Consider the following 26913-nt stretch of genomic DNA (forward strand, 5'->3'; position numbering starts at 1 on the left):
AAGGATTGAACCGATTCGCGGTTCAGCGACCGACCCACTTCGGCTGGCGCTTCTCCAGGAAGGCGTTCACGCCCTCGGCGGCGTCCTCGGACTGCAGCGCGTTGCCGACGGCCAGGTGCTCCATCACCATCAGCGACTGGATGTCGGCATCCAGGCCGCGGTCGATGGTCATCTTGGTGAGCTTCATCGTGAACGGGCTCTTGTCGACGATGGGTGCGGCGAAATCGGCCACCAACTGGTCGAGTTCGGCGGCCGGCGCCGAAGCGTTGATGAGGTCGAACGCGGCGGCCTGCTGACCGGTCAACAGCTTCCCGGTCAGCATCAGCTCCTTGGTCTTGCGGATGCCGATCATCCGCGGCAGCCGGTAGATCGGGCCCGCGCCACCGAACAGCGCCCGGCGGATGTGGAAGTCGCCGATCTTGGCATCGTCGGCCGCGACGGCGAAGTCGCAGGAGATCATGAGCTCGAAACCACCCGCGGTGACATAGCCCTCCAGCACCGCGAGCGACGGGGTGTTCATCGAGTACAGGCGGTCGCAGACCTTCGCCGAGAGCACTGCCACGTCCATGGAGGTGGTCTTGCCGACATAGTTCGCGCGCAGTTCGTCGAGGTCGAAGCCCGAGCAGAAGGTGTTCCCGCGCCCGCGCAGGACGAGCAGTTTCAGCTCGGGGTCGTTGTCGACCTCGACGATGATCTCGTCGAGACGGTGCAGCAGTTCGGTGGTGACGGCGTTCTTCTTGTGCGGGCGGTTGAGCCAGACCCGCGCGATGTCGCCGTCCTTCTCGAGCACGATGTGGTCGGTGTCGATCATGTGACCTCTTTCGATCGGGGAAGTTCCTGAACTGGATTCACTTCAGTTTTACCGCCTTGGATCGTCGGCGTCAATACGCGCCGTCGACCACAATCCGATGTGGCGGCCCCACCGCTCACAGTCCGACGAGGGCGGCTATCGCGCTCCGGTGGGCACGGGAACCGCCCTGTGCCGCTTGGTTTCCCATGACGCGACGAAAATAGGAGTGAGCAGGGTGCTCCCAGGTGAAACCGATCCCGCCGTGCAACTGGACAGCCTCGGCCGCGGCCTGGACGGCCGCGTCGGTACACACCGCACCGGCCACCGCAACCGCCAGCCTCGCCGCATCCGGGTCCTCGGCGAAAGCCGCGGCCGCATACCGGGAAGCCGATCGCGCACGCTCGAGCAGGACCAGTAGATCGGCAAGTCGATGCTTGACGGCCTGGAAGGAACCGATCGCCCGGTCGAACTGGCGGCGCGTCGACGTATAGGCCACAGTCATCTCCAGCAGCATGTCGATGATGCCGGTGTTCTCGCTGGCGAGGGCGAGGGTGGCGAGATCGCGCAAGCGTGTGGCCGCGGCGGCGGTCTCCTCCGGTTCGGTGAGGGCGACGGCCGGACAGCCGCGCACCGTCACGTCCGCCTGTCGGCGGGTGGGATCCAGGACCGTTCGCTCGGTTCGTATGCAGTCCTCGCCCAGACGCAGGGCGAACAGGCGGCGTCCGTCCGGGCAGTCCGCGGATGCGACGATCACGTCGGCGGTTCCGCCGCAGGTGAGGTGAGTGGCGGTGCCATCGACGACCCATACGGCTGATGTCCGGGCCGCACGCAGATCGTCCGTCGTGGCATCGAGAGCGCTGAGGGTGGACAGCAGGTTCCCAGCCAGTACGCCCGCCAGGAGGTCGTCGTCGCCGGGGCGGGCCAGCAGCAGAGCCTGCACGCCCAGCACAGCGGAGCTGTAGACCGGCTCGCAAACCAGTGCGCGCCCGCACTCCTCGAGAATCGTCGCCAGTTCGGCCACGCCGTATCCCAGCCCGCCCCGATCCTCGGATACGGCGAGTGTGGTAACCGACATGTCATCGACGAGGGCCCGCCACAGCGATGCCGAAAACCCGCGTTCCGTGGAAGAGGCTTCGCGAACCTGGGTGATGTCGCCGTGTTTACCCAGCAGCGCCCGCAGAGATTCACGCAGGGCGGACTGCTCCGGACCGGGTATGAACCCAGCCGGTTCGGAACGTGGCCAGCGGATTTCGCCCGTGGCGGCCAATGGTACGGACATGATCCTCCGATTGAGTTGAGTTCGGTTCAATAGTTTGAGGGTAGCGAGAACGCGTCTCGACGAGAAGGCCTGAGCTGAACTAAATTCATTTCATGAGATATTCGCCGGCGGACTGACCGCGTTCGCCGACATCGGGATCCACGAGCAGGCCCGATGACAACAAGATCGACGACGCGGAGACGGCCGAGCAGGTAAGCGCGCGCCGGGATCCCGGATGACGTGCAGCACCGGGAGAGGCGGCGACTGGCCCTGGACATGCTCGATCAGATGATCGCCCCACCCACCAGCGGGTCTACCAATGGGTCCGCCGACGGGTGGGGCCTGCCGACACGCCCAGTGATCGGTCCGGTTACGGCAACGCGACCGAGTTCCGGCTGGGACTCACCGCACGCGGACTGGTCTACGTCCTACAGGTCGAGCGCATCACCGTCGCGCGGGGATAATTCCTGCTGAACCGTCCAAGATGTCCGGCTCTTGGGTGGTCACAGCCCGTTGGTGCGCGCGATCAGCTCGCTGACCGAGATCCTCGAGGGTTTGCGACTCCCGCAATTGCGCCAACCCGAGCTGGTCGAGAAGGCCTTGGGCCGGCAGGCCATGGCACTGCTCGTCGCTCTCGACACCGCCTGCGCCGGTGCTGCCGACCTCGAACAGGCTGCGGCCGAGGAATTCCGCAAACACCTCGACCACGCCATCATCACCAGCTTTCCCGGCCTGGCCGACCTCACCGGCGCTCGGGTGCCGGCCGAGATCGGCGATGACAGAACCAAATTCGCCACCGACCGCGCGCTGAAGGCCTATGCCGGATCCGCACCGGTAACCGCGCATCCGGCAAGACGATCTCCATCACCCACCGCCGAGTCAAGAACGACCGCCCGGCCGCCGCCGGCTGGGTCTGGGCATTCACCGCCGCCGGTCGATACGGCCCCGCCCGCGAGCACTACCAACGCCGTCGAGCACACGGAGACCGGCACGCGGCGGCACTGCGGCACCTGTTCAGCAAGATGCTCGGACAGCTCCACCACTGCCTCCAATCTCGCGAGCCATTCGATCCCATCAAAGCCTTCGGTCACCCAACCGCAGCACCGCCCGAGGAAACTGCCGCTTGACTTTTAAAGTCATCGGAGGTCTTGCACGCGAACCGTTCCGACGCACCCATCACCTGCCCGAGCATGTCGACAGCACGGCGCTTGGCCGCTGGGCTCAGAATTTTCCAGTCAAGATGGAGCCCGCTCACCGCACTAACGCGGAACCGTAGGTGTGACTCGGAGTTTTCCTGAGACCAGCGGGTGTCCCGCTAAGGACCCATCGGCCCGCGATTCCGATCGGCGCGGCGGGCTTGCTCACCGCATCGGCCGGGCTCGGGGTGTGACCCAGAAGTTTCCCGACTCCACGAAACCAGGGGAACATCAGCTGGCGCGGGTGGACGTCACAGCCGCCCCCGACCTGACTGCGGCTTACCCGGAACGGACCTCGGCGCGCGTGCATGTCTTTCTCCACGACGGCCGGGAGTTCCACCGCGAACAATCGGACTTCGAGGGATCACCGACGCAGCCGATGTCGTGCGAACGTGTCGTGGAGAAGTTCCATTGGCTCGGCGAGCCGTTCGCCGAGGCGGCAGTCCGCGCGGAGATCATCGCGGCGGTGGAGCACCTCACCAAGGATCTCTTCGATCAGCAATGCCCGCCCGTATGGCCGGCTGTGGCTGTGTGTCGCGTTGCGCACCGCTTCGGCCAGCAGCACCTTCAGGTCATCACCTACACGAGCCATGAGGGCACTCTACTTTCGCAATCTTGCTCGAACATTTATTCGATCATGGATCGCAGGCGCCACTTGACCGAGCGGTAAGCGGCATGAGCGCTCACTTGGACATCACGCATGATCAGCACACGGCACTGGACGGCAGGCAACACCGCCCTGCTGGACAGGTTCAGGACTGGCGCTGCTCCACCGCGTACGGTGAGTGGAGTCGACGACCAACACATCCGCCTCCGTCCGAGTAACAGTTGCCCCTACCGGAATGGATACGCACATGCAGATTCAGATCAACACCGACAGCAATATCGATGGCGGCGAAAAGCTGATCCTGCACATAGAGGAAGAGATCGCTTCGATGCTCGAGCACTTCAGCGACAAGATCACCAGCATCGAAGCACACCTCAGTGACCAGAACGCAGGCAAAGGCGGACCGGATGACAAGCGATGCGTGCTGGAGGTCCGTCCGTCCGGTCAGCCTCCGGTCGCGGTGACCCACAACGCTACAACCATCGACGACGCCTGCCGAGGTGCGGCCGAGAGCATGGCACATCTGCTCGCCAGCCGGTTCGACCGCCTGCACGAGACAAAGGGCGGCGACTCCATCAGGCACCCGCACACCAACTGAGTCAGATCGGCAGGCCAGCACCGGGTTGCTCCGTGCCTCCACGATCACGCATCCTCTCATCAGTAGTGATGCGCTGACCTGTTGAGACCAAGATCGTTTTCGCCCCAGCCTGCCGCGCGATCAGCGGCATTACCGGACATCGGTTCGGGTGAGATGCCTGCGGCAGCTTCTGACCTCTGGCCGTAAGGGTGAAATCTGACAGCGCTTATCGGCGAATTCTGACGTCAGTTGGGCCCCGGTTCGGGCGTCCCGTATCGGTGAAATTCGACGTCATTGTCGGCTGGGGATCCCGAGGCTGTCCCAGTCGCAAAGTAGCGCTTTCTCGGATGATCATCAGCTGGTCCGCGGTGGGTTCGGACCGGGCTTTGCCGGTCGTGCGCCTGGTTCAGCTCTGCGGGTTCAGTCCAGCCACGGTCAGTCCGAACAGCCGCTCCGCCTGGGCGGCGGGGTCGGGGTGGTGTTCGGTGGCCAGGGCGATGCCGACGATCAGCGCGATCAGGTCGGCGACGGTGACACCCTTCGTCACCGCGCCGTCCTGAATTGCGCGGCGCAGCAAAGGTTTTCCGGCCTCTTCCAGCGCCGCCGAGCAGGCGTTGTCGCGTATCGGGTCGGATCCGGCAGTGTCATGAGCCAGCGCGACTGCCAGGCCCCGGGCGCGGACGCAGTAGTTCACCACCTCGGTCAGCCATTCCAGCAGCGCGCCGCGGCTGTCACCGGTGCCGGTCAGGTCGTGGGCTCGGGCGCACAGGGCCTCGATCTGTTTGCGGGAGACCGCTTCCAGCAATGCCTGGCGGGTGGGAAAGTGCCGGCGCACGGTCGCCGAGCCGACCCCCGCGATACGGGCGATCTGTTCCAAGGAGGCACTGGCACCGTGGGCGGCGATCTGCTCCTCGGCCACGGCGAGGACTCGTGCGTAGTTGCGGCGAGCGTCCGCGCGCTGCTGTTCGGGCATGGCGTCACCTCCAGTCTTGCCAAAACGGCGGGGTCCGCCATATTCTACCGGAGAATAAATGGCGGGCCCCGCCGTTTAACGGATGAACATTCGAGGAACACCATGTCCACAGATTTCGCACCCGTCCTGGTCACCGGCGCCACCGGGCGACAGGGCGGCGCCACCGCCCGCGCCCTGCTCGCGGCAGGCGTTCGAGTCCGCGCCCTGGTGCGCGACCCTGCCACCGACCGGGCAAAAGCCGTCGAAGCGCTCGGCGCCGAACTGGTCACCGGCGATCTACACGACCGAGACTCGGTGATCCGGGCCGCCACCGGTGCCCGCGCAGTGTTCTCCGTACAGATGCCCAGCATGACCGCGGACAGCGTCGACTTCGACGGGGAGGTGGCCCAGGGCGTCAACCTCATCGAGGCCGCGTTGGCCGCCGGAGTTCCGCAGTTCGTGCACACCTCAGTCTCCGGCGCCGGCCAGCACACCGAAACTCCCGGCTGGGCCGAAGGCCGCTGGGCTGGAATGGAACCCGTCCTCGGCGCGAAAAGCGCGATCCAGGAACAACTTCGCACGGCAGGCTTCCCGCACTGGACGCTGCTCAAGCCGGTCTTTTTCATGGAGAACTTCCTCCCGTCCATGGCCTACCTGTTCCCACGCGGCATCGAGGGCGGCCTAGTCACTCTGCTGCGCCCCGAGACCCGGCTACCCCTGGTCGCAGTGGACGACATCGGCCGCGCCGCCGCCGCAGCCATCGCCGCGCCGCAGCGCTTCGACGGGGTCGAGCTGGAACTGGCGAGCGACTACCTGTCGATGACAGAGATCGCCGAGGTCCTCTCTCACGCTCTGGACACGCAGCTGTCCGCCCCGGACATGACCGAGGAACAGGCCATCGCCGCCGGAATGCCGGCGATGGGCGCCTCGCACGAGTGGCTCAACGTGGCCGGCCAGCCGGGCCGCCCGCAGTACGCCCGGGACCTCGACATCCCACTCACCAGCTTCGAAGAATGGGCACAGCAGCACATGCGGCCCGATGCCTGAACGGTCGCCACTGCCGGTCTCGTCCGCCGAACGCGCGATAGGCGGCATGATCTCTCACTCGTTCTGACTGAAGTCAGCATGGATAGGTGGGATGCAGACGTCTCACGCTGATGTGCGCACGTTGAGAAGTGCTGCCAGCCAGCCAGATTGGACGGCCGACCAACGCCCGGTATGCGGCATTTGCGGACGTTGGTTGGGCGGGATGCCCGTCGCAGCGCTCTGGCGGGCCTGGTCGGGCGATTCCGGCCGCCTGGGGGGGTGTTCAAGAACCGATCCATTGTTGGGCACTTCTCCGGGGGCTGCGTGACAGACCGGGCTCGTCTATCTATCGGTGCTGTGGATGCGGTGATGGGCCCCGCTTGCGGCGGGGCCCATCTTTTGGTGGTTCAGGGTTTGTGCCCGGCGTGGCAGTGGGTGCGTGGCCGGGAGCTACCTGTTCAGTGGGGATTGTGCGGTGTTTCTATGAGCCGCGGTGTACGCACAGCAGTTGGTCTTCGGTGCCGTTGGGGTCGCGGAAGGTGACGAGAGCGGGGCCTTGTTCGCTGTAGTGGCCGGGGAATTGGGTGTCGGCGCTCCAGCTACTGCCGTTGTAGCGGGTCCACCACAGGCGTGCGGTGGACCCGCCGCGGTGCACGCAGTAGAGGTGGTCGCCGAACACCGCCAGTCCCGGTCCTTCCTGGCTGGCGTGCGCGCCCAGCGCCCGGTCGGATTCCCACCCGTTGCCGTTGTTGCGGGTGAACCACAGCATCGTGGTGCCCTTGCCCTTGAACACCACGTACAGGTGGTTCTTGTAGACGGCCAGAGCGGGGTTGGAGTCGGTTTGGGGAGCCATCTCCGATTCGCCGCTCCATCTGGTGCCGTCGAAGGTTCTCGAGTACAACCGGTTGTTGTTGTAGCCCTTATAGACACACCACAGCTTGTTGTTGAACACCGCCAGAGCGGGACCGTCGCTGGTCCGCCCAGACATTCGGGTGTCGGTGCTCCAGCTGGTGCCGTTGAAGCGGGACCACCACAGTTCGGTGTCGCTGCCGTTGCCGCGATGCACGCAGTACAGGTAGTCACCGAAGGTGGCCAGCGCGGGCCCCGCGGAAGAGTAGTGCGCGGGGAATTTGGTGTCCGGTGTCCACCCGCTCTTGGGTTCGGCCGCGTCGGCTTGGGTGGTTTCATACATCGTCCACCACAGCGAGGCGTCGTTGGTGTTGCCGCGGTGCGCGCAGTACAGCCTCCCCTTGTAGACCGCCAGGGCGGGGTTGGATTTGGAGTAGTGGTCGGTGAACTTCTGGTCTTCGTTCCACTTGTTGCCGTCGGTGAACACCGTCCACCACAAGCTGGTGTCGTCCTTGGGCGCCAGCGCGATGGGGATGAGCATGCCCGGCGCGATCCACGGCGACACCAGCTTGCAGCCATAGTCTTTGCCCACCGCCTTGATCCAGGCGGCTTTCAGCTTGCAGAACGCCTTGATCAACGGCGAGAACGGCTTCAGCTTCGGGATATTGGACAGGATCTTGCCGACCTGTTCGGTGATCTGGGCGGCGATCTGGGCGGCCTCGGCGTTGAGGTGGATCTCGAACCCCCACCACTTCGTCACGGCATGAACCTCAGCCCCACGGGCAGCCAACTCGTCTTGGATCTCCTGGATCGCCTGCTGGCTGTCTGCGGGCAGCTCCGCGATCTGCTCGTCCTCCAGCCGCCGCGCCTCCTCCAACTGCGCCGCCGCCATCTGACGCGCTTCGGCTGCACTGACGGTGTACCGCGGCTGCGCCTGCTCCGGTGCGGTAGTCGAGTCGGTCAACTCCTCGATGCTGGCAGCCCCCGGTCCCATGTGGTGCTCGCCGGAGTGTGGGTCAGATCCTTCAACAGACATAACGATTCCCCTATTCGTCGACTGCCGTCACCGCCGAAGCCTCGAACGCCGGAATACCGCGATCGCCTGGCCGCGCGAGGTTTGGTCGACGCGGGGATCGAACCGCGGCCGGCCCGCGGCGGGATTCCGGTCTGGTTCGGTGGGCACGTGGAGGCGACCCTGCGCCGAATCGGCCGAATAGGGGATGGTTGGCTGCCGCACATCGCTCCGGACTCCACGGCCGAGGCGATGGTCGAGCGAATGCGCGCCTACGCGCTCGATGCCGGCCGGGATCCCGGTGACATCGGGCTGCAACCACGACTCACCCTCGCCACCACGCCCCCGGACGCACGAATCGAATACGTCAACGATTGGCGCGCTTTGGGTGCGACCCACTTCGATATCGACGCATTGGGGCTGGGGTCATCGTCGGTGGATCAACATCTGGCGGTACTCGAGGAGACGATCGGAGCGCTCGCGCCGTAGTCGGTACTGGGGCAAGTGGGACGCATGTCGTGTTCGTGTGGTCCTGTGTTATCCGGCCCGGCATGGTTGTGCGCGGGCCTCTCCGGGTCCTGGCCAGATGTTGGAGGCTGGAAACCTGAACCGATCGGTCGGTGCGACATCGCCTTACCCGCGTCAGCTCGCCGCCGACTCGGTGGATCGGCGAGAGTGGGACGCCGATGCCTCGGCGGAGGCGGCGGCGCGGGATGTGCCGATTCTGCTGTCCATTGGGTACGGCAGTTGCCACCGATGCCATGTGACGGTTCAAGGTTACTTATCGCTTTTATGCAGGTAGATCGCGTGTCGTGTGGGGAATCTGTCGTTCTGCTGCAGTCGCGGTCCAGCTGCGGAGCAGGCTGAGGGCGCCGGGATCGGCGAGGTAGGTGACGATACGGATGTCGGGAGCCGAGACCGGCGTCAAGGTTTCGTGGGCGAGTGTGAGTTCTCCAACTATCGGGTGCGGATGGCTTTGGTTCCGCTGCTGTGCACCGCCACCGTGTGTCCAGCCCACCAGGCTCGTCGCGGATGACCGCGTATTCCAGCATGCGCCGGTCCGAGATCTGCACCGTTTGCGCGGGCGGCACCGCGCGTAGGTACGGCCGCGCGCCCGGCAACCCCCGCGACTTTGAATGGCACCCGTTCTGAACGGGTGCAGCTCCGACGGGACCGGTCGGCGAACGCACTGACTTGCCGATGTGCGAGCGTGCGCGTGGCTGATCGCCGGAGCCGACCGAACGTGTCGTCATCGTCGGTGAGGCGGTGAATTCGGGGCCGGTTCAGTTCAAGGTGCTGGGCTTGTTACTGGTTCGCAGGTGTTCTATCTGGATCTGGCTGAGCTGCTGGGCATTTTGCAGGTAGCGGATGATCACTTCGAGCTCGGCGTCGGTGTGCTCGCCGAGCATGGCTCGCCAGCCTTCGCCGAGGTCGTCCCAGACCGCGGTGACGCGAGCGACATGCTCGGGAATCGGCGTAACCAGTACCCGACGGCGGTCGTGCGTGTCAGGCACGCGGGAGACATACCCGCCGTGCTCGAGCCGGTCGACCAGGCGAGTGGCCGAGCCGGTGGTCAACCCGGTCATGTCGGCGATCTGTTTCACCGTCAGCGGTTCGGGCTCAGCGGTCAGCAGGCTCAGGCCTTGCAGATCCGTGGGGTGCAGGCCGAGCCGGTCGGCGACGGCTTGGTTGAACAGTGTGTATGCCGCCATGTAGCGGCGCGATTCGTTCGACAGCTCTTCGTACAGCGCGCGCCGGCGCTCGGATGTCATCCAGATCACACTCCCAATTAGCTGCGCGGCGCAGCGATCTCCGATAGATTCTTGCGTGGCGCAGTTAATGCGTCACGCAGTAGATACTACTAGGAGGATTTCGTGCTCACCATCGCGGTCACCGGCGCCACCGGCGCTCAGGGCGGCGCCACCGCCCGCGCTCTGCTCGCCAAGGGCCATCAGGTCCGCGCCCTCACCCGCTTCCCGGACTCCCCCGCCGCCGGCGCCCTGCGCGACCTCGGCGCCCAGATTCGCCACGCCGACTTCGACGATCGCGAATCCCTCGATGCCGCACTGGCCGGCGCCGACTCGCTGTTCGCGGTCACCACCCCGTTCGACACCGACACCACCGTCGAAACCCGCCATGGCCAGACCCTCATCGACGCCGCGGGTGCTGCCGGCCTCGGCCATATCGTCTTCACCTCCGCCGCGCACGCCGACCGCGATACCGGGGTCCCGCACTACGAGAGCAAGTTCGCCATCGAGCAGTACCTACTCGAGTCCGGTGTGCCCTCGACGATCATCGGCCCCGCCGCGTTCATGGACAACTACGCCACCGGCTGGACCCTCGACGGCCTTCGCACGGGCACCTTCGCCTGGCCCATGCCCTCCGACCAGCCCCTTACTCTCATCAGCGCCGACGACATCGGCGCTTTCGCCGCCCTCGTCCTCGACCGCCGCGGTGATTTCCTCGGCCGTCGCATCGACATCGCCGCCGACGAGCTCACTCCTGCGCAGATCGCCGCTGCGCTTGCCGACGCCCTCGCCACTCCCATTGCGCACCAGCAGGTTCCGCTCGAATACGTCCGCAGCCGCTCCGAAGACCTGGCCGCGATGTTCGAGTACTTCACCACCGTGGGCCTAGACGTCGACGTCACCGGCCTGCGCCGCGACTACCCCGACCTCGTGTGGCACGGTTTCGCCGACTGGGCCACGCGCCAGGACTGGTCGACCCTCCTGGCCGCCGCACCGGCCGGCCACTGACCCCCTGCGCTTCCACTCACGCATCGACTCGCACCCGCACCGAGGAGTTCCATTGAAACCCATCGGCTACTGGCTCAACCGCGCCGACCACGCCTTCACCGTCCACATGAACACCATGCTCATCGAGTTCGGGCTCACCCGAATCGCCTGGCAGGTCCTCAATGTCGTCGCCGACACCGCCGACGCCACCGATGTCGATATCCACACCGTCCTGGCTGCCAACGCCGATCCCGCCACACTCGACACCGCTATCGCCGCGACCCTCACCGATCACTGGACCACCCGCCCCGAATCCGGTCGCATCGCACTCACCGACCACGGGCACCGACGCCTCGCAGACGTCAGCGACCGCGTCGCGGCCTTCCGCGCCCAGTCCATGAACGGCATCACCAGCGACGAATATCGCACAGCGGTTTCCGTCCTCGAACGTATGACGCTCAACGTCGAAACCGCCACAGTCTGACACTGGGGCATGGCATCGAGTAGTTTGCCGGGTGCTGCCCTTCCGGAGTTTGCTATGACCTATCTGGACACCCAACACATTCGCTCGTTCGTAGCTGTGGCCGGCCAGGAGAACATCACCCGAGCGGCGGCGCGTCTGCATCTGACTCAGCAAGCAGTGTCGCTGCATATTCAGCATTTGGAACGCACACTGGGCGTCACCCTGCTGGTCCGGACCAGCACCGGCGTAATCCTCACTCCGGCAGGCGAAGAGCTCGCCCGGGGCGGTGCGGAACTGCTGACGGACTTCGCTGCGCTCGCTGTGCGCGTTCAGGCGGTCGCCCGGCGGCAGGAGGGTCGCTTGCGCGTGGCGTGCTGCCCTTACTCGACCATGGGGTTCGCCGGAACTGTTGCCGATGCGATGGAAAAATCGATTACCGACATCGAGGTCGAGCTCTTGACAGTTCACACGCAGCCCGCAGAGCTGCAGCTGCTGGTGTCCGGGCAGGCCGACGCCGCGTTCATGTGGATGCCGGTGGGCGATGACAGGCTGAATCATGCCCGTGTGCGTCGTGATTCGCGCCTGGTCGCGGTGGCCGAAGGACATCGGCTCGCCGACCGTGAATCCGTGACTCTCGTCGACCTCGCCGACGACCCCGTGGTGATGCCGAATGTCCTGCTGTCGGAGGCGGCGGTGCGCCACTGGCTGGCCGAACCACGCCCGGGCGGGCGCAACGCGATTCGGGGGCCGGTCTCGACCGAAATCTCCGACGCACTGCTGACGGTTGCTCGTGGTCGTGGAGTCTGGCTGGCGCCCGAGGCCGTCGCCGTATGGGCATCGGTGCCAGGCATTCGCTGGATTCCAGTCGTCGACGCCGAACCCACCTATCTGGCCGTTGTCTGGGTACCGAGCGCACCGACACAACTGATCGCGCAACTGACCTGCGTCGTCCGAACCATCACCGGCTGGGTCGAGAAGCCGGACTGCACCTGACCCCGCAATACAAGCGGTGCTTGTCTCGCCGCGGCGACGACTTGTTTCCGGTATCGGCGCCGGCCCTCGATGATCAACGAGACCTCAGCCGCTACCAGGACTCTGTCGAGCCCTGGCCTCGAAAGGACGCAGAAATGATCCTGGTAACAGGTGCCTCCGGAAATGTCGGCGGCGCATTGGTCGAGCAATTGGCCGCCGCGAAGAGACCGGTACGAGCATTGGTGCGCGAGCCTGGTGGCGCGGCCGTGCCACCAGGGGTACAAATCGTCGAAGGCGACCTGAATCGTCCGGACAGCCTGTCCGATGCGTTTACCGGCGTCACCGGTCTGTTTCTGCTCGGTGGATTCGCTGATATGCCGGCAGTGCTCGCGCGGGCGCGAGCGGCGGGGGTCGAACATGTCGTGCTGTTGTCGTCGCGATCGGTGGTGGGTGGCCGGCCGGATAACGCTGTCGTCGGGATGCATCTGACCGGGGAAACCGCCGTCCGCGAATCCGGTATCGACTGGACGTTCTTGCGGCCCAGCGGGTTCATGTCCAACACATTCGAGTGGACGCAACAGCTCCGCGAGGGTGACGTGGTGCGCGCACCGTTCGCCGAGGTGCCGATCGCCGCCATCGACCCGCGCGATATCGCCGCTGTCGCCGCGACGGTGCTCATCGCCGCCGAACACTACGGACACAGCTACGCACTCAGCGGACCGACAGCCTTGCTCCCGGAGGATCGTCTCGCGATCCTGGCCGAAACCCTCGGCAGGCCACTGCGTTTCGAAGCGCAGCCCGACGACGAGGCGCGAGCCGAAATGAGTCGCACCACCCCGGCTCGGTACGTCGACGCCTTCTTCCGATTCTTCGTCGATGGCGAATTCGATGACTCCGCAGTTCTTCCCGCTGTCCGGGATCTCACCGGGCGGCGGCCACACACCTTCGAGGAATGGGCCCTACATCACGCGAGCGCGTTCAGATGAAACGGCTGGCAGCACCACTGTTGTTCGTACTGATCGTCGCCGCGGGCTGCTCGACCGCGGACCTGCCGTCCACGCGGGTCGGCGATCCCGGATCGGAGGTCGGCCGATTCGCCTCGGCCAACCCGGGGTCGGTCAGCACCTACTGGTTGCGGGCGCCACAAGGGCTGGTCATCGTCGATACCCAGCGGTCACTGACCGACGCTCGCGCGGCACTGGCCGCTGCCGAATCAACCGGTTCCCCTATCGCCGCGGTCCTGATCACCCATGCACACCCGGACCATGTCGGTGGCGTCGGTGTGTTCCATCAGGCAGCGCCGAACGTTCCCGTCTACGCTTCCCAACCTGTGGATGTGGCGATGCGCACCGATCCGCTGCACTTCTACGACATCACGCGCGCACTGCCCAACTCCGACTACGCGCCCGAAATCACCTACCCGGACCACACGTTCGCACCCGGCGCGGCGATCGAAGCAGGTGGCCTCCAACTGCAGACCGCAGAGTTCGGACCCGGCGAGACCGAGACCGCCACCACCTACTACGACCCGGGGACTCACTTGCGCTTCGACGGCCACTCGGCGGTCTACCGTCTTGCCGTCGATCAGCAACTGACGGATGTAGGAGCTGTGGTCGACCCGATCCTGGGTGAACACGTCCGGCGCCAGGCCCTGGTCGCTGCACAGCGTATGTCCGCTGCCCTGTCGCAGGAACACGGTGTCGCCGGTATCGAGCCGGACCGAGGCGCCGCCTTCGGGCGGGACGAGCAAGCAGCTGCCGTGCAGGACCACATGGAAGCTGGCGCCGGAGACAGCAGGGAATCGCATGCTCCACGGCGCGCGGGCGTCGGTGCGGGCGAACACCGGTGTACCGGTTCGCAGCGCAGTGAGGGCGTCACTGAATACATCCACTCGCTACCGCACCGCATCTCGAAGACGTTGGGACAGAAATGCGAGCGTATCAGCCATTCAATCGCGGTCCCGGCGAACCTAACGTTGCTCGCGTTCCACTAGAAGACGGAAGGTACGAGGTCGATGGGCACGATCACCACAGCTCAGTGCATGCGGAGAGGTCGAGCGACGCCGGCTCCCGACGGGGGTCTTTCCCGCGGAGTCGTGCCCGACGATGTGGTGGTGGGCCATGGTGGATGAGCCGATCGCGCCTGCGTTGATGAACGCCTCGGTAACCGAGCACTTCGTGCTGCAATCCGCCGCCAGCACAACCGTCAGCGAGGCTTTGGGGCGCGCCACACTGTATCTATCGTCGCTGTCGAGTTCGCTGGTGGCCATGGGTTTTGCTGCCCAGTCACCCGACATCTTTCCCGCGTTTGCGGCTGCCGTGATTCCGGTGCTCCTTCTGCTGGGCGTGCTCACCGTCGTTCGGCTGGTCGACACCGGAATTCAGAACGTCACCTATTTGGCGAGCATAGCTCGGATCAGGGCTCGCTACCGAACCCTTTCACCGGAGGCGGCCCAGTTCTTCCGGTCCTGGGGCGATGCGGAGGACGAAACCGGGCAAGCCTCGGCGTCATTGGCGGTGACGGGAAGCCCGTTGGTCGGTCTGTTCACCACCGCCAGCACGATCGCTTCGATCAACAGCGTGGTGGCGGGAGCCGGAATTGTCTTGCTGCTGGTGAGACTGTTCGGTGTTGATCTCGCAGTGGCTGTTCCCGTCGCGGTGGTGCTGTCCACAGCGCTCATGGCCGTCTTCTACCGGTATCAGGACCGCCGCTATCGGGCCACAGACAGGTTGCGAGGCCCCGATCGCGAGCCGGTTGTGATGCGAAATGGGATATCCAGATGACGCGAATGCGCGCCGTAGTGGTCGAACGGTTCGGGCCACCCGAAGGTATGGCCATTGCCAAATCCAAGGGTAAACTGCGGGGCAAACAGCCCAAACTGTCCGCCCGCCGGCAAGCCCACCTGGTCGAACTGCGGCAGACGGCACACACACAATCGTCGAGCTGGCTGAACTGTTCAACGTCTCCCGGCCCGCCGTCTATCGGGACCTCGATCGAGCTTTCAGAGTCTCGATGTGAGCGATCCCCGCGGTCGGACGTGGTCACTGCGAATTCTCAAAACGGATTCAGGGTCTTCACGACGGCGGCGGCCTTCGAGTTGTCGCGACTTCCTGCGACTCGGTTCCCCCGCGGATGTACTTCCATCGCTCACGACAGACCGCCTCTCTGATTCGAGCTCATTCCCACATCTTCCCACTGTTGGGAAATTGCTTGACGCAGCGTGCAGCCGGGAGGGGTGTTGTTCCCATCGTTTAGAAATCGCGCCCGGTCGTTCGGTCGATATGCTCCGCCCGGGTCTGGGACAAAACGAAAGATATCGGGAGATGAACCGCTTTGGTAAGAAGGCCGTCATTGTCGGCGCGGTGCTGTTCGCCACCGGATTCGGCGCGGCTCCCGCGTTCGCGGCCACGATCCCACTCGAGCCGACAACCGACACTGCTGACAATCACTCCGAGGTCCAGCCGATTATCGGAGACATCACACAGATGGATTCGCAGAGTGCCGGGTCGACCTTCCTCGGCTGCCTGATCAACAAGGTGCCCACCCGCTGAGCAACTGACTCGACCACTCAGTGCTGGTGGGTCCGGTTGACTCGTCGCCCACCGCGCTCTGCGTCACGGAACGGCCCGCTTGCCGACCGCTGACCGAGGATGCGATGTCGAAAACTGAAGCCCCACCTAGCCCTTCGGTCCACGTCCGCGCGGCGATCACCGGGCTGGCGATTTTCCCGATGGTTACCGTTGGCTTGATCGTGATGACTCCGTTCAGCGCGGGCTGGCCGCCAGCGCTGCGAGCGCTCGTCCTCACCGCTGTGATCGTTCCCCTGGCCGTTTATTAGTGGTCCCGTGCCTGCTCAAAGCACATCACCGCATGACTGGTCACCGCACGTAATCGCCCAGAAAACAAGGAGATTCAACTTGCTTCCCACCAACATTCTCGGCACCACCGATCTTCAGCTGACCCGAGTCGGGTTCGGCGCGTGGGCCATCGGCGGCGCTGGATGGCGCTATTCCTGGGGTGCACAGGACGATGATGATTCCATCGCCACCATCCGCCGCGTCGTCGAGGCGGGCGTGAACTGGATCGACACCGCCGCGGTGTACGGACTCGGACACTCGGAAGAGATTGTCGCCAAGGCGCTTTCCGGGATTCCGGAGACCGACCGACCGTATGTCTTCACCAAGTGCGGCCTGGTGTGGGACGACAATGACCGGCTTGCCGCACCCATGCGGATCATGGAACCGGCCAGCGTCCGGCGGGAGCTCGAGGGATCACTGAAGCGGCTGGGCGTGGAGCGCATCGACCTGTACCAGGTGCACTGGCCGGCCACCGGCCGTTCGCTGGAGTGGGGCGGCGAACAAGACGACACCGCGGTCGCGACCTCGCTCGAGGAGTACTGGCAGCTGATGGCCGATCTGAAGGCCGAAGGCAAGGTCGGCGCAATCGGGTTGTCCAACCACGACATTCCCCAACTGCGGGCCGCCGAGAAGATCGCACACGTGGATTCGATCCAGCCGCAGTTCTCCGCTATCAAGCGCGACTCGTCCGACCAGCTCGCCTGGGCGGACGCCGTCGACGCAGGCGCCATCGTCTACCAGCCGCTGCACTCGGGCCTGCTGACCGGTGCCTTCTCCGCCGAGCGGGTAGCCGCACTGCCCGACGATGACTGGCGCAAAACCTTCCCCGAGTTCACCACCGAACTCGACCGCAATCTGGCGCTGATGGCCGGCCTGCGCCCAATCGCGGAGGCGCACAACACCACAGTGGCGTCCGTCGCCATCGCCTGGACCCTGGCCTGGCCCGGCGTCACAGGCGCGATCGTGGGCGCCCGCCGCCCCGACCAGATCGACGGCTGGATCGACGCGGCCGAGCTCATCCTCACTCCTGCGGACCTGTCCGCCATTTCCGAGGTCATCACCGCCACCGGTGCGGGTAGCGGCCCAGTCCGGGCGAAGAACTAGCTACTTGCCCCTGAAAAATTCGCCCCTGTAAACGCTGTCGTGTTTTCGGAATATGTTGTGGCAGTGAGTGTTTCGTTGCGATAATGGCATCGGTGTCGTTCTCGATGGAGGTTGTGGCAGTCGATGTTGCGAGTCGCGGATGAGCAGCTGTCGTTGTGGGATGTGGTGTTGCCACCAGAGTTGCTCCGGCTTCCCGACGAGCTGGCTCGTATCGATGCCTATCTCGACGACGAACGGTTCCTCACACCCTGGCGAGGAATGTTCGATGCCCGGTTGGGGCGGCCGTCGGTGCCAGTCGACACGCTGTTGCGGCTGTTGTATCTGAAGCACCGTTACCAGTTCGGATACGAGACGTGTGCCGGGAGGTGTCGGATTCGATCACCTGGCGCCGGTTCTGCCGGATCCCGCTGGAAGCTCGTGTGCCGCACCCGACCACGCTGGTCAAGCTGGTCGGGCGGGCCGGTCCGCAGGTGTTCGACCAGCTCAACACGGCGCTGGTGGGCAAACTGACCCAGGACAGGATCCTGCGGGCTCGCAAGCTGCGCATCGACACCACGGTGGTCGAGGCCGATATCGACCATCCCACCGACGCCGATCTGCTCGATCACGGCGTGCGCAAACTGGGCGGACTGGTGCGGCGGATCAAGGCAGCCGGCGCGGCGACACGCACCACGTTCCGCGACCGCAGTCGCGCTGCCGGGCGCAGAATCAGGCAGATCAGCCGCACACTGCGCCGACGCACCGGCCACGCCCTGGGGGAAATCGACCGGCTCACCGGCCAGATCGCCGACATCGCGACCGCCACGGTCACCGAAGTGACCGCGGTGGCATGCAATGCCCGCCGGATGCTGGACCGACGCCCGTCCCGGCGGTTGCAGAGGCTGGTCACCGACCTGGAAGACACGATCACAGGCACCCAGCGGTTGTTGGCTCAAACCGCGCAACGGCTGGCGGGCAACCGTATCATTCCGGACCGGATGGTGTCGCTGGCCGACCCGGACGCGCGGCCAATCCGCAAGGGTAAACCCCAGCACCCCACCCAGTTCGGCTACACCACCCTCGTCGTCGAGGACGACCGCGGTTTCATACCGTTCCACCAGGTCAACAAGGGCAACCCGAACGACGCACGGCAACTGGTCCCCGCTGTCGAACAGGTCATCGCAGCCACCGGCGCGATCCCGGCCACCGTGGTCGCCGACCGCGGCTTCGGCACCGCTGCCAACGACAAGGCCATGGCCGAACTCGGCGTTCGGCACATCGGACTGCAACGCAGCGGCACCCTGTCCAAGACCCGTCGCGAGCACGAACACACCCGCTCCTTCCGGCGCATGCGGAACTGGCGCGTCGGCGTTGAGGCCCGCATCAGCCATCTCAAACGAGGATTCGGGCTGCGCCGCAGCCGGATGCGCCGCCTCACCGGAGCCCAGACCTGGATCGGGCTGGGCATCTTCGCCTACAACCTCCAGCGGATGACCGTGACCGCCCGGTGAAAACCGGGGTCCGGCCAGCACCACCCGAAAAGCAATCGGCCCGCACACCGATCAGCGATCACCCCTGTCGCGCAAGCCCTTCCAACCGACTATTTCAGGAGCAAGTAGCTAGAGCCCACGTCCCGCGCGATCTTCGGTATGGACGCTGTCCACGCGCTCACCTGGGCAACGACCTTCGCGACAGCACCCAATGCCACCAACGCCATGCTGTATGGGGCGTAACGTTCAGCGGCTCTCACCCGAAGATCACCTGACACTGGAGGAGTTTCCATGAAGAAAACAATTGTTGCCGTTGCACGAGTCGCGACCGCTGGCTTTTCGGGTCTGGCCGCTGTAGCAATTATCGGCTCCGGCGCCGCCCAAGCGGCGCCGGGGGATTGCTTCGTCGAGCGAGATCTTTCCGGTGCGTCGGCGACGTGCCAACCCGACGGGGGAAGCAGCTACGTCTTGCACGTCGACTGCTTCGGCCTCTATGCCAGCGGGCCGTTCCCCCTGTACGGTGTCGGTTCCTATCCTGTACTCAGCTACCCCTTCACATCGGCAGGCCAGCGCATCACCACAGGCTGTACGGGTATGGGTCCTGGCGTTATCGCCGTGACCACCAACGCTTACGTCGAGATCTATCGCGGCTAGCGGTGTTGGGGCCGTCGAGGGCGTTCACTCCGGTATTGTCAGGCCGAACTCGCCATCGCCGCTCTCATCCTATGACTGTGATGACTTGCAGGACACGGCCTAGCTAGTGTTCTGGTCTGGAAATTATCGCTATATATTTGGATAGTGATTCGAGGATCTCGTCGTCGGTCTTGCGCCAGATAACGGTTTCGGGGCTGCGTTTCAGTTCTCGATCCAGTTCTTGACGTCTTTCTCCAGTGCCGCAACCGAACCAGCGTTCGACCTGGCCGCGACGGTTCGAGACACAGTGTCGGAGCACCTTGCGCGGCTGGTGCTCGATGCTGGGGTGCGGTTCGGCGTCTCATGTGATGAGATCGCGTTGATCCCAGAGTTCGAACCAGCCGCATTCGAAGACGACCTCAGCCGTATTCCGATCGCAGCGCAGCGCCAGCTGTGGGAGCTTGTGCATGCTGCGGGCGGTCCCACACGGGACTTCGCGTGGCTGCCACCACGGAGATCGGTCGGCTGCTCGTAGGGGACTACCTGGTCACCGGCGGTCGAGTCCTGGCCGAAGGCTTCGCCCAACTGTGGGCTCCGATGGATGTGTTCCTTCGATATCACCATCGACGATGTCGACAGCTTTGCCGAAACGCTGGCCGAGGATATGTGGCGCGGCTGACCTTCAGCGAGTGTTGGATGGTTATTCGGGTTTCGAACGAGCGACAAGAACGAGCGACAAGTATGACAAGTATGACAAGTATGACAAGTATGCGGAGGAACAGTTGATCGGGACCATGATGCGCGCTGCTGTGATTGATCGTTTCGGCCCGCCAGAGGTCCTTCACATCGTGGAATTGCCGGTTCCCCATGCGTCGGCGGGTGAGGTGATCGTGCGGGTGCATGCCGCTGGGGTCAACGCGATCGACTGGTTGAGCCGCAACGGCCAAGGTTCGGGCGGCGCCGATTTTCCGGTCGTTCTCGGGTGGGATGTGTCGGGCACAATCGCAGCTGTCGGCGATGGCCCTATCTGCCAGACTCGGATGAGACCGATTGGTTTGCTAGTTTAATGAGTCGATAGGGCGAGATCAGGAAGTTCGAGACCGGCGGCCTGTCGACCGCCTCGGTATAGGGTGCGGTCCGAATGGCGGGCGGCCCGGGTTCTCAGTAGCGGGAACAGCGCGGAATCGGTCCGATATCCGGGGACGCCGGCTGGTCGGGTCGGCGCGGGTGGATATCCGACGGGAGGCCCGCGGGATGCCGGAGCTCCCGCTGAGTGAGGCGCTCAGCAGAATCGCTGAACGCTTGCGCAAGAGCTTCACCGCCGGGGCGAGGCGCGAAACTCGGCGAACAGGTGGAACTGCTGCGGGCGCTCTGGGCGCAGCCTACGGTCAGCTATGCGGGGCGGTGGGAGAAGGTGGTCGACGCGGGGATCGAACCGCGGCCGGCCCGCGGCGGGATTCCGGTCTGGTTCGGTGGGCACGTGGAGGCGACCCTGCGCCGAATCGGCCGAATAGGGGATGGTTGGCTGCCGCACATCGCTCCGGACTCCACGGCCGAGGCGATGGTCGAGCGAATGCGCGCCTACGCGCTCGATGCCGGCCGGGATCCCGGTGACATCGGGCTGCAACCACGACTCACCCTCGCCACCACGCCCCCGGACGCACGAATCGAATACGTCAACGATTGGCGCGCTTTGGGTGCGACCCACTTCGATATCGACGCATTGGGGCTGGGGTCATCGTCGGTGGATCAACATCTATCGGTCCTCGAGGAAGCTCTCGAAGCGCCAGCGCCGTAATCGCTGTCGGAATCCGCATTGAACTGAGCGCCGAGCAGGCCCTTCTCTGTGAGAGCTCACAGCTAGGGGGCCTGCTCGGACGCTGCTGGTCAGTTGTAGCTAGTGGGTGCGCCCGCTAGTTCGTCGGGGTAGCCAGGCGGTGGAGTCGTTGAGGTAGAGGCCGCAGGCGCAGTCGAGGGCCGCGGCTGGACTGCCGGCGGGGTATCCGCTGGGCAGGATCGAGTTCTCGTAGCCGTCGCGGCTGGCCAGGTAGACGGCGAATCCCCAGGTCGACGCCGATCCGGCATAGCACAGTCGCATGAGTGGCAGCCGGGTGCCGTCGGTGAGCTCGCCGGTCACGTAGGCGAACGTGCCGTGGTAGGGGACGTGCAGGCCGGTCAGTTGTGGTCACTGCCCGGCACTATCGCGTGCCGACGCGATAGTGCTGGGCCGCTGTTGTCGACGCTTGTTGCATCCGGGTCAGGACACGTTGGTCAGCGGCAGCATGCCCCGCTCACCGAAGACCTTTTTCGCGACCAGGGTGGCGTTGATGGACCTCGGCATGCCCGCGTAGACGGCGGTGTGCAGCAACGCTTCCGAAATCTCGATGGGGGTGAGTCCGACGTTGAGTCCCGCATTGATGTGCACGTCCAACTCGATCTCGCAGCCGCCGAGCGCCGCGAGCACCCCGAGGGTGACCAGCTGCCGGTCGCGGGGCGCGAGTTCGGGTCGGTCGTACATATCGCCGAATGCCCAGGCCACCACCTGATGTCCGAGCTCAGGTGAGGTGTCGGCCAGCGACGCCACAATCCGTTGTCCCGCTTCGCCATCGACGCGGTTGAGGACCTCGAGGCCGTGGGCGTAACGCTGTTCGCGGTTCATGATTTCTCCTTGGATGATTCGGATGATTCGGTCGGTGTGACTGCTCAACTGTCGCGCACCGAACGACCGAATCAGCCCCACAGGCATTGGTGGATATGCTTCCTATGCTTGGGAGGTATCTATTGATGGAGCTTCGACTGCTCGGCTATGTGGTCGCGATCGCCGAGGAAGGCACGGTCAGCGGCGCGGCGCGGCGCTTGCACGTGACCCAGCCGACCTTGAGTAGACAGGTGCGCGAACTCGAAAGACGGCTCGGCGTAGCACTTTTCGAGCGGGAGGGACGTGGGCTGACGCCGACCGCGGCGGGAGCGGCCCTGGCACGACGAGCCGCCACCGTCCTGGCCGAAGCGGACGCCGCACTCGAGGATGTCCGGCTTGCCGCACAAGGGATGACCGGACGGCTGACCGTGACATTCGCCGGATCCGGCATCAATGGACCGCTCGGGGCGGTGCTCGGCAGGCTGCGCAGGGAACTGTCCGGGGTGGACCTGCGGCTCGAGGAAAGCTTCAGCGATGCGGAGATGTCCGCCGGTGTCCTGGACGGCCGCTACGACATCGCCGTACAGCGACTGCCTGCGCGCGACGCCCGTCTGGCAACCCGCGCCTGGTGGAAGGAACCGCTGACCTTGTTCCTTCCCGCCGCCCACCCCCTCGCCCACGCGGTCGGACCGGCACCGCTGTCCGCACTGGGCCAGATCCCATTGGTCATCTGGCCACGCGAGGTCTCCTCCCGCTCCTACGACGAGATCATCGCGCTCTGCCATCGAGCCGGGGTGGTCCCGCGCATCGGCGCTGAAGGACGAAGCGCCCAAACACTTTTGGCACTGGTAGCCGCCGGATTCGGCGCCGCCGTACTAGCCGACTCGCATCGCGCGTTACGCCGTGTCGGGGTAGCCCCGAGACGGCTGGCCGACACCTCGACGTCGCTGCATGTTGCGTGGCGTACGGACGACCCGAGCCCGCTGGTCGCGCGGTTCCACGGCGTGCTTGCGCAACACAGTCGAGAGCGCGGAAACGCCGACAGCAGTGCGGAAGTGACCTATCCCAGCCCATAGGAGCGACTCAACCGCGCACGATACAGCTGTCTGCTGTCCCCATTTCGCTGAGTCCGAACCTGCCTCGTGCGGCAGTGGCGCTGGGATGACCTGGACTGCGCCAGGGCTCACCCGATTAAGGAGTTAGCGCTGCACGCCTCGGGCCCCTTCGCCGGCCTCGACGCGCAGAAACAGGGCACCCTCCTCGCGCTGCTGACGAAAATGCAAAAACCACAACGTCCGTCGGCCCGGCTGGGTGGCCGTATCACGGCGACGAACGACATGATCGCCAGTACTACGACGGACAATACGATGGCCAGCGCGGAGATCACGGCGCACGTCATGTGGAACGGCTCGGTGAGCACTTGCTTGCCCGCGCGGAACCCGCCGTGCCCGAGAACCGCGATCTCCTGCCCGACCTGCCCGACGATATCGGTGACAATGGCAGCGACCAGGACCGAAGCTATCCTGCGGAGGGCACTGGACGTTGCCGTTGACCGAAGACGGTTGCCCGCGTACCACGCACCCGACGACAGCACGATATAGACCGGGTGATAGATCGGGTGCGGCAAGATCCCGGTGAGACCACCGACCGACAGGGAGCCGATCAGCGGTCCGAGCACTCCGAACCAGGACCACGCCAGCCAACGACCCATTGCTCTTTCCATGTGCCGGAATCGGGCTATCGGCCGGCGACGAGTGGAGCCCGCCCGACCGCGGCATCGCGGGGCGGCCGGTGCAGCAGGAATGTCACCGCGAGCGCGAGGAACCACAGCATGCCGATATAGCGTCCGAATGGGATGAAGATCGTGGCGGGCTCGAACAGCAGCGACAGCATCGACAGCAGTGACGCCGCGGCGATGACCGATCCGGACCAGGACAACCAGCGTGGCAGCGCTCCGGTCCGAAAACCGGCCGCGGCCAGGGCTCCGACCGACAGACCGAGCGTCGCGACGTGCGGGGCGGCTCCGGTGACGAAGACGAGATCCGAGATCGCACGAAATACGCGCAGATCGTCACCTGTCCCGGGCCGGTTCATCACCCACTGAGCCGACGACGAGACCAGCAGCAGTGCAGTGGAAACCGCGCCACCGCTACGGATAACGCTCGCGTACCCGCCCTCCGGCACCATCCGCCGCACATAGTCCGCGGCAGATGCGGTGAGGACCAGCAGAGCCAGCGCACTCATTGCCTGGAAAAAAGCTCCGAAGGCCGTTGCGCCGCGGGTGGTCTCGGCGAGATACCGGGCCACCGTCTCGTCCGAGGAATAGGGCGTGAAAATCGATGCGTGGCCGTTCATTCGGAACTGGAGAACCAGCGAGACGACGAAGAACACCACATAGCAGACAGCTGTCAGCGCAACTATGCGCCGGGGCCGACTGTCGAGCGCGGAGTCGGGCGCGGTCATGATACTTCCCTTCGATCAACCTGCAGGAGAAAGCAATTCACGCCCGATTCTGCAGCCGGGCGGCTATCGCCTGCATCGTCCGGGCGGCGACATTCCACCTACGCCGGCGGGAGTATCAGTCCGCGGCCCAGCCCGGGCGCACCAGGCCCGTCTCGTATGCGAGGACGACCAGGCCCACCCGGTCGCGCACGGACAGCTTGAGCATGATCCGCGAGACGTGGGTTTTCGCGGTCAGCGGGCTGACGACGAGCCGGGCGGCAATCTCGGCATTGGACAGGCCGGAACCGACCAGCGTCAATACCTCCCGTTCCCGCTCGGTGAGGGCGTCCAATCCGGTGACGGCAGCGGGAACGGTTCTGGCGCGTGTGGAGTACTCCGCGATGAGCCGCCGGGTCACGTCCGGGGTGAGCAGCGCGTCTCCGGCCGCGGCGGCACGCACGCCACGCACGAGTTCCTCGGGTTCGCTGTTCTTGACCAGGAACCCTGCGGCTCCGAGTCGCAGCGCCTCGAATACGTACTCGTCTAGGTCGAACGTGGTCAGCATGACGACGTGCGTTCCGGCGAACTCCGGGTCGGCGGTGATTCGCCGGGTCGCGGCGAGCCCATCGAGACCCGGCATCCGAATGTCCATGAGCACCACGTCCGGCCGCAGGCCGGCAACGAGTGCGAGCGCGGCTTCGCCGTCCTCGGCATCACCCACCACGGCGATATCCGGCTGGGTCTCCAGTAGCACCCGGATTCCGGCGCGGATCAGTAGCTGGTCATCGGCCAGTACGACGCGGATCTGCGCCGACGACCGGTCGGCGGTCATAAGGTCGGTACTTTCCGGAGCGGCAATATCGCGGCCACCCGGTAGCCCCCACCGGCCAACGGCCGAGCGGTGATCGTCCCGCCGAGCGCGGCCGCGCGCTCACGCATTCCCGGAATACCGTTGCCGCCGCGGGACGCTCGAATACTCGGAGATCCGGCGCCGTCGTCTGTCACCGTCAACTCCAGCCGATCGGGTCGGTATGCCAGTGTCAGCGCCAGGTCGGTCCCGGCGCCGGCATGCCGGATCGCATTGGTCACGGCCTCTTGGACGATCCGATAGGCAGCCTGACCCACCATGCCGGGCAGCTCGGCTGGTGGGCCGACGGTGTCCGTCCGGACGGTCAACCCGGCGGCGCGAGCTCCGTCGAGCAGCTCGGCGAGGTCACCGGCGCGCGAGATCTGCGGGCTGGATCGAAGCGAGATCGGGGCCGCCTGCCCCGCGCGGAGGATATCGAGCACGCTTCGCAATTCTCCGAGCGCCGAGTTGCCGGCGGCCTTGATCGCGGTCAACGCCTGTTCGGTACCGTCCCGATCGCTGTGCAGCAGGGCGAGCCCGGCATTGGCTTGAACCGTGATCAGCGCCAGCTGGTGGGCGAGCACGTCGTGTAGGTCCCGCGCGATGCTCAGCCGTTCTTCCCCGGCACGACGCAGTGCGTGTTCCTGACGCGCCTGTGCCTCGCTGACCAGTTCCGCGGCTCGGGCCCGGCGGGCCTGCCGGCGGGTCCGGACGATCTCCGTGCCCGCGGACAGCACCAGGAACCAGGCAGCCAGTCCGGCCGCGGAGATCACGCTCGGCGAATTCCAGTCCGGTACCGGAACGCTGACGGCCACCAGGTACCCGAGGACCAGCACCAGGTGGGCCAGCCAGCGCCGGCCGAACAACACGGTCGCAACGAAAGTGATGACCAACGGAAGGAACACCGGTGCCGGAACCACCCTCAGCACGACGACGTCGACGAGATACAGACCGAATACCGTTGCCAGAGCAGGTGTCGGACTCACCCGCCACCACGCGACCGCGGCGCCGGCAATCGCGGCCACGGCGTATCCGGCGGCACCTGATGTGCCGTGGTAAGCACTCGTTGCCGCCCCTGAAGCCACGGCGACCGCCATGACCACGACGCCGAACAAAAGGTCGCGCGGACGGAGCGCCGAGCCCGACCGCAGGACACGTCGCCACTGAACCCGTTCGGCGCCGGCACCGGACGGACCGACCCTTCCTGGACGTCGCACCGGTTCATCTTCCTCGTCGGACCGGACAGCAGCATCGTCCCCGGCGCGTATTCCTTCGATACTCCCGCGGGAGTACGGCCACCGCCCGGTGGACAACCGAACCTCCGCCTCCGCCTCCGCCTCGGACTCCGCCTCCGCCTCGGACTCGGATATGGCGCCTGGCGCAACAGCCGGATCCCCGATGACGAGGTGGATGCCTGGTTCACGGAGATCGGAATCGGGGCGAGGGATTGCCCTGCCACGCCATGCGCGCCGAACCCGGCCAGCCT

The 26913-nt window shown here is 65.4% G+C and carries 27 protein-coding genes and 4 pseudogenes; 19 read left to right on the top strand and 12 right to left on the bottom strand.

All coding sequences use genetic code 11. From position 1 onward, the window contains the following. Positions 1-22: 22 nt before the first annotated feature. Entirely contained in the window at positions 23-811 is a 789-nt protein-coding gene (locus tag ABH933_RS21260; RefSeq protein ID WP_429425739.1) for an enoyl-CoA hydratase/isomerase family protein, read from the bottom strand. Between the two features lie 115 nt (positions 812-926). Then, positions 927-2069 carry an acyl-CoA dehydrogenase family protein gene (locus ABH933_RS21265; RefSeq protein WP_429425737.1) on the bottom strand — a complete coding sequence of 381 codons (1143 nt, stop codon included), beginning with the start codon at positions 2067-2069 and terminating at the stop codon, positions 927-929. 495 nt (positions 2070-2564) lie between these two features. Here ABH933_RS21265 and ABH933_RS21270 point away from each other — a divergent pair, with 495 nt between their 5' ends. The 3 genes from ABH933_RS21270 to ABH933_RS21280 all read left to right on the top strand — a co-directional run bounded on the left by ABH933_RS21270 (position 2565) and on the right by ABH933_RS21280 (position 4449). Further along, positions 2565-3182 (top strand): transposase, encoded by a 618-nt coding sequence (locus ABH933_RS21270; protein ID WP_429425735.1) that lies wholly within the window; start codon positions 2565-2567, stop codon positions 3180-3182. Positions 3183-3434: 252 nt separating this feature from the next. Further along, on the top strand, positions 3435-3914 hold the full coding sequence (locus ABH933_RS21275) for a hypothetical protein (protein WP_429425733.1): 480 nt from the start codon (positions 3435-3437) through the stop codon (positions 3912-3914). A 184-nt stretch (positions 3915-4098) separates the two neighbouring features. Beyond that, positions 4099-4449, top strand: coding sequence for an HPF/RaiA family ribosome-associated protein (locus ABH933_RS21280; protein WP_429425731.1), 351 nt, complete (start codon positions 4099-4101; stop codon positions 4447-4449). Positions 4450-4834: 385 nt separating this feature from the next. On the opposite strand, the gene ABH933_RS21285 is transcribed toward ABH933_RS21280, so the two are convergent. Further along, a complete protein-coding gene (locus ABH933_RS21285) occupies positions 4835-5401 on the bottom strand; it encodes a TetR/AcrR family transcriptional regulator (protein WP_429425729.1) in 567 nt (188 codons plus the stop codon). 102 nt (positions 5402-5503) lie between these two features. Between ABH933_RS21285 and ABH933_RS21290 the strand changes: the two genes are divergently transcribed. Beyond that, entirely contained in the window at positions 5504-6427 is a 924-nt protein-coding gene (locus tag ABH933_RS21290; protein ID WP_429425727.1) for an NmrA family NAD(P)-binding protein, read from the top strand. A gap of 460 nt (positions 6428-6887) precedes the next feature. On the opposite strand, the gene ABH933_RS21295 is transcribed toward ABH933_RS21290, so the two are convergent. Beyond that, on the bottom strand, positions 6888-8219 hold the full coding sequence (locus ABH933_RS21295; RefSeq protein ID WP_429425725.1) for a hypothetical protein: 1332 nt from the start codon (positions 8217-8219) through the stop codon (positions 6888-6890). Positions 8220-8264: 45 nt separating this feature from the next. Between ABH933_RS21295 and ABH933_RS21300 the strand changes: the two genes are divergently transcribed. Both ABH933_RS21300 and ABH933_RS21305 read left to right on the top strand, forming a co-directional pair. Then, on the top strand, positions 8265-8756 hold the full coding sequence (locus tag ABH933_RS21300) for an LLM class flavin-dependent oxidoreductase (RefSeq protein WP_429455070.1): 492 nt from the start codon (positions 8265-8267) through the stop codon (positions 8754-8756). 97 nt (positions 8757-8853) lie between these two features. Beyond that, positions 8854-9033: pseudogene (locus ABH933_RS21305) on the top strand (DUF255 domain-containing protein); the annotation flags it as partial. 517 nt (positions 9034-9550) lie between these two features. Here the strand turns inward: ABH933_RS21305 and ABH933_RS21310 are convergent. Next, positions 9551-10039, bottom strand: coding sequence for a MarR family winged helix-turn-helix transcriptional regulator (locus ABH933_RS21310; protein ID WP_429425719.1), 489 nt, complete (start codon positions 10037-10039; stop codon positions 9551-9553). A gap of 102 nt (positions 10040-10141) precedes the next feature. Here ABH933_RS21310 and ABH933_RS21315 point away from each other — a divergent pair, with 102 nt between their 5' ends. The 5 genes and pseudogenes from ABH933_RS21315 to ABH933_RS21335 form a co-directional block, all read left to right on the top strand. Then, positions 10142-11023 (top strand): NmrA/HSCARG family protein, encoded by an 882-nt coding sequence (locus tag ABH933_RS21315; protein WP_429425717.1) that lies wholly within the window; start codon positions 10142-10144, stop codon positions 11021-11023. A gap of 52 nt (positions 11024-11075) precedes the next feature. Beyond that, entirely contained in the window at positions 11076-11486 is a 411-nt protein-coding gene (locus ABH933_RS21320) for a hypothetical protein (protein WP_429425715.1), read from the top strand. Positions 11487-11540: 54 nt separating this feature from the next. Continuing rightward, on the top strand, positions 11541-12458 hold the full coding sequence (locus ABH933_RS21325; protein ID WP_429425713.1) for a LysR family transcriptional regulator: 918 nt from the start codon (positions 11541-11543) through the stop codon (positions 12456-12458). A 134-nt stretch (positions 12459-12592) separates the two neighbouring features. Next, positions 12593-13423 (top strand): NAD(P)H-binding protein, encoded by an 831-nt coding sequence (locus tag ABH933_RS21330; RefSeq protein WP_429425711.1) that lies wholly within the window; start codon positions 12593-12595, stop codon positions 13421-13423. Next, positions 13420-13965: pseudogene (locus ABH933_RS21335) on the top strand (MBL fold metallo-hydrolase); the annotation flags it as partial. The gene ABH933_RS21330 and the pseudogene ABH933_RS21335, both read left to right, overlap by 4 nt. 153 nt (positions 13966-14118) lie before the next feature. On the opposite strand, the pseudogene ABH933_RS21340 reads toward ABH933_RS21335, so the two are convergent. Then, positions 14119-14328: pseudogene (locus ABH933_RS21340) on the bottom strand (cupin domain-containing protein); the annotation flags it as partial. A gap of 229 nt (positions 14329-14557) precedes the next feature. Here ABH933_RS21340 and ABH933_RS21345 point away from each other — a divergent pair. The 7 genes and pseudogenes from ABH933_RS21345 (at position 14558) to ABH933_RS21375 (ending at position 21298) form a co-directional block, all read left to right on the top strand. Continuing rightward, positions 14558-15220: a hypothetical protein gene (locus ABH933_RS21345; protein ID WP_429425709.1), complete on the top strand. Its 663-nt coding sequence runs from the start codon at positions 14558-14560 to the stop codon at positions 15218-15220. Positions 15221-15760: 540 nt separating this feature from the next. Beyond that, positions 15761-15988, top strand: a complete 228-nt coding sequence (locus tag ABH933_RS21350) for a hypothetical protein (protein ID WP_429425707.1) — start codon at positions 15761-15763, stop codon at positions 15986-15988. A gap of 366 nt (positions 15989-16354) precedes the next feature. Then, positions 16355-17398 carry an aldo/keto reductase gene (locus tag ABH933_RS21355; RefSeq protein WP_429425705.1) on the top strand — a complete coding sequence of 348 codons (1044 nt, stop codon included), beginning with the start codon at positions 16355-16357 and terminating at the stop codon, positions 17396-17398. Positions 17399-17521: 123 nt separating this feature from the next. Next, positions 17522-18888, top strand: a pseudogene (locus tag ABH933_RS21360) (ISNCY family transposase). 270 nt (positions 18889-19158) lie between these two features. Further along, the gene (locus tag ABH933_RS21365) at positions 19159-19521 is read left to right on the top strand and encodes a hypothetical protein (RefSeq protein ID WP_429425703.1); all 363 of its coding nucleotides are present in this window, start codon (positions 19159-19161) and stop codon (positions 19519-19521) included. A 668-nt stretch (positions 19522-20189) separates the two neighbouring features. Then, entirely contained in the window at positions 20190-20567 is a 378-nt protein-coding gene (locus ABH933_RS21370; RefSeq protein ID WP_429425701.1) for an alcohol dehydrogenase catalytic domain-containing protein, read from the top strand. A 206-nt stretch (positions 20568-20773) separates the two neighbouring features. Then, positions 20774-21298, top strand: a complete 525-nt coding sequence (locus tag ABH933_RS21375; protein WP_429425699.1) for an LLM class flavin-dependent oxidoreductase — start codon at positions 20774-20776, stop codon at positions 21296-21298. A gap of 99 nt (positions 21299-21397) precedes the next feature. Here ABH933_RS21375 and ABH933_RS21380 read toward each other — a convergent pair whose 3' ends face one another. Further along, the gene (locus ABH933_RS21380; RefSeq protein ID WP_429425697.1) at positions 21398-21637 is read right to left on the bottom strand and encodes a hypothetical protein; all 240 of its coding nucleotides are present in this window, start codon (positions 21635-21637) and stop codon (positions 21398-21400) included. Between the two features lie 120 nt (positions 21638-21757). Continuing rightward, positions 21758-22159 carry a carboxymuconolactone decarboxylase family protein gene (locus tag ABH933_RS21385; protein ID WP_429425695.1) on the bottom strand — a complete coding sequence of 134 codons (402 nt, stop codon included), beginning with the start codon at positions 22157-22159 and terminating at the stop codon, positions 21758-21760. A 125-nt stretch (positions 22160-22284) separates the two neighbouring features. Here ABH933_RS21385 and ABH933_RS21390 point away from each other — a divergent pair, with 125 nt between their 5' ends. After that, complete coding sequence (locus tag ABH933_RS21390; RefSeq protein WP_429425693.1) at positions 22285-23214, top strand: LysR family transcriptional regulator; 930 nt, start codon at positions 22285-22287, stop codon at positions 23212-23214. A gap of 107 nt (positions 23215-23321) precedes the next feature. Here the strand turns inward: ABH933_RS21390 and ABH933_RS21395 are convergent, their stop codons facing one another. From ABH933_RS21395 to ABH933_RS21410, 4 genes are all read right to left on the bottom strand, one after another. After that, positions 23322-23849, bottom strand: coding sequence for a hypothetical protein (locus tag ABH933_RS21395; protein WP_429425691.1), 528 nt, complete (start codon positions 23847-23849; stop codon positions 23322-23324). A 26-nt stretch (positions 23850-23875) separates the two neighbouring features. Continuing rightward, complete coding sequence (locus tag ABH933_RS21400; RefSeq protein ID WP_429425689.1) at positions 23876-24601, bottom strand: hypothetical protein; 726 nt, start codon at positions 24599-24601, stop codon at positions 23876-23878. A 115-nt stretch (positions 24602-24716) separates the two neighbouring features. Next, the gene (locus ABH933_RS21405) at positions 24717-25412 is read right to left on the bottom strand and encodes a response regulator (RefSeq protein WP_429425688.1); all 696 of its coding nucleotides are present in this window, start codon (positions 25410-25412) and stop codon (positions 24717-24719) included. Then, the gene (locus tag ABH933_RS21410) at positions 25409-26452 is read right to left on the bottom strand and encodes a sensor histidine kinase (protein WP_429425686.1); all 1044 of its coding nucleotides are present in this window, start codon (positions 26450-26452) and stop codon (positions 25409-25411) included. Before ABH933_RS21410 ends, ABH933_RS21405 begins: the two co-directional genes overlap by 4 nt. Positions 26453-26913: the final 461 nt, after the last annotated feature.

This window comes from Nocardia sp. GP40, assembly GCF_050434125.1.
GTDB classification, from domain to species: domain Bacteria; phylum Actinomycetota; class Actinomycetes; order Mycobacteriales; family Mycobacteriaceae; genus Nocardia; species Nocardia albiluteola.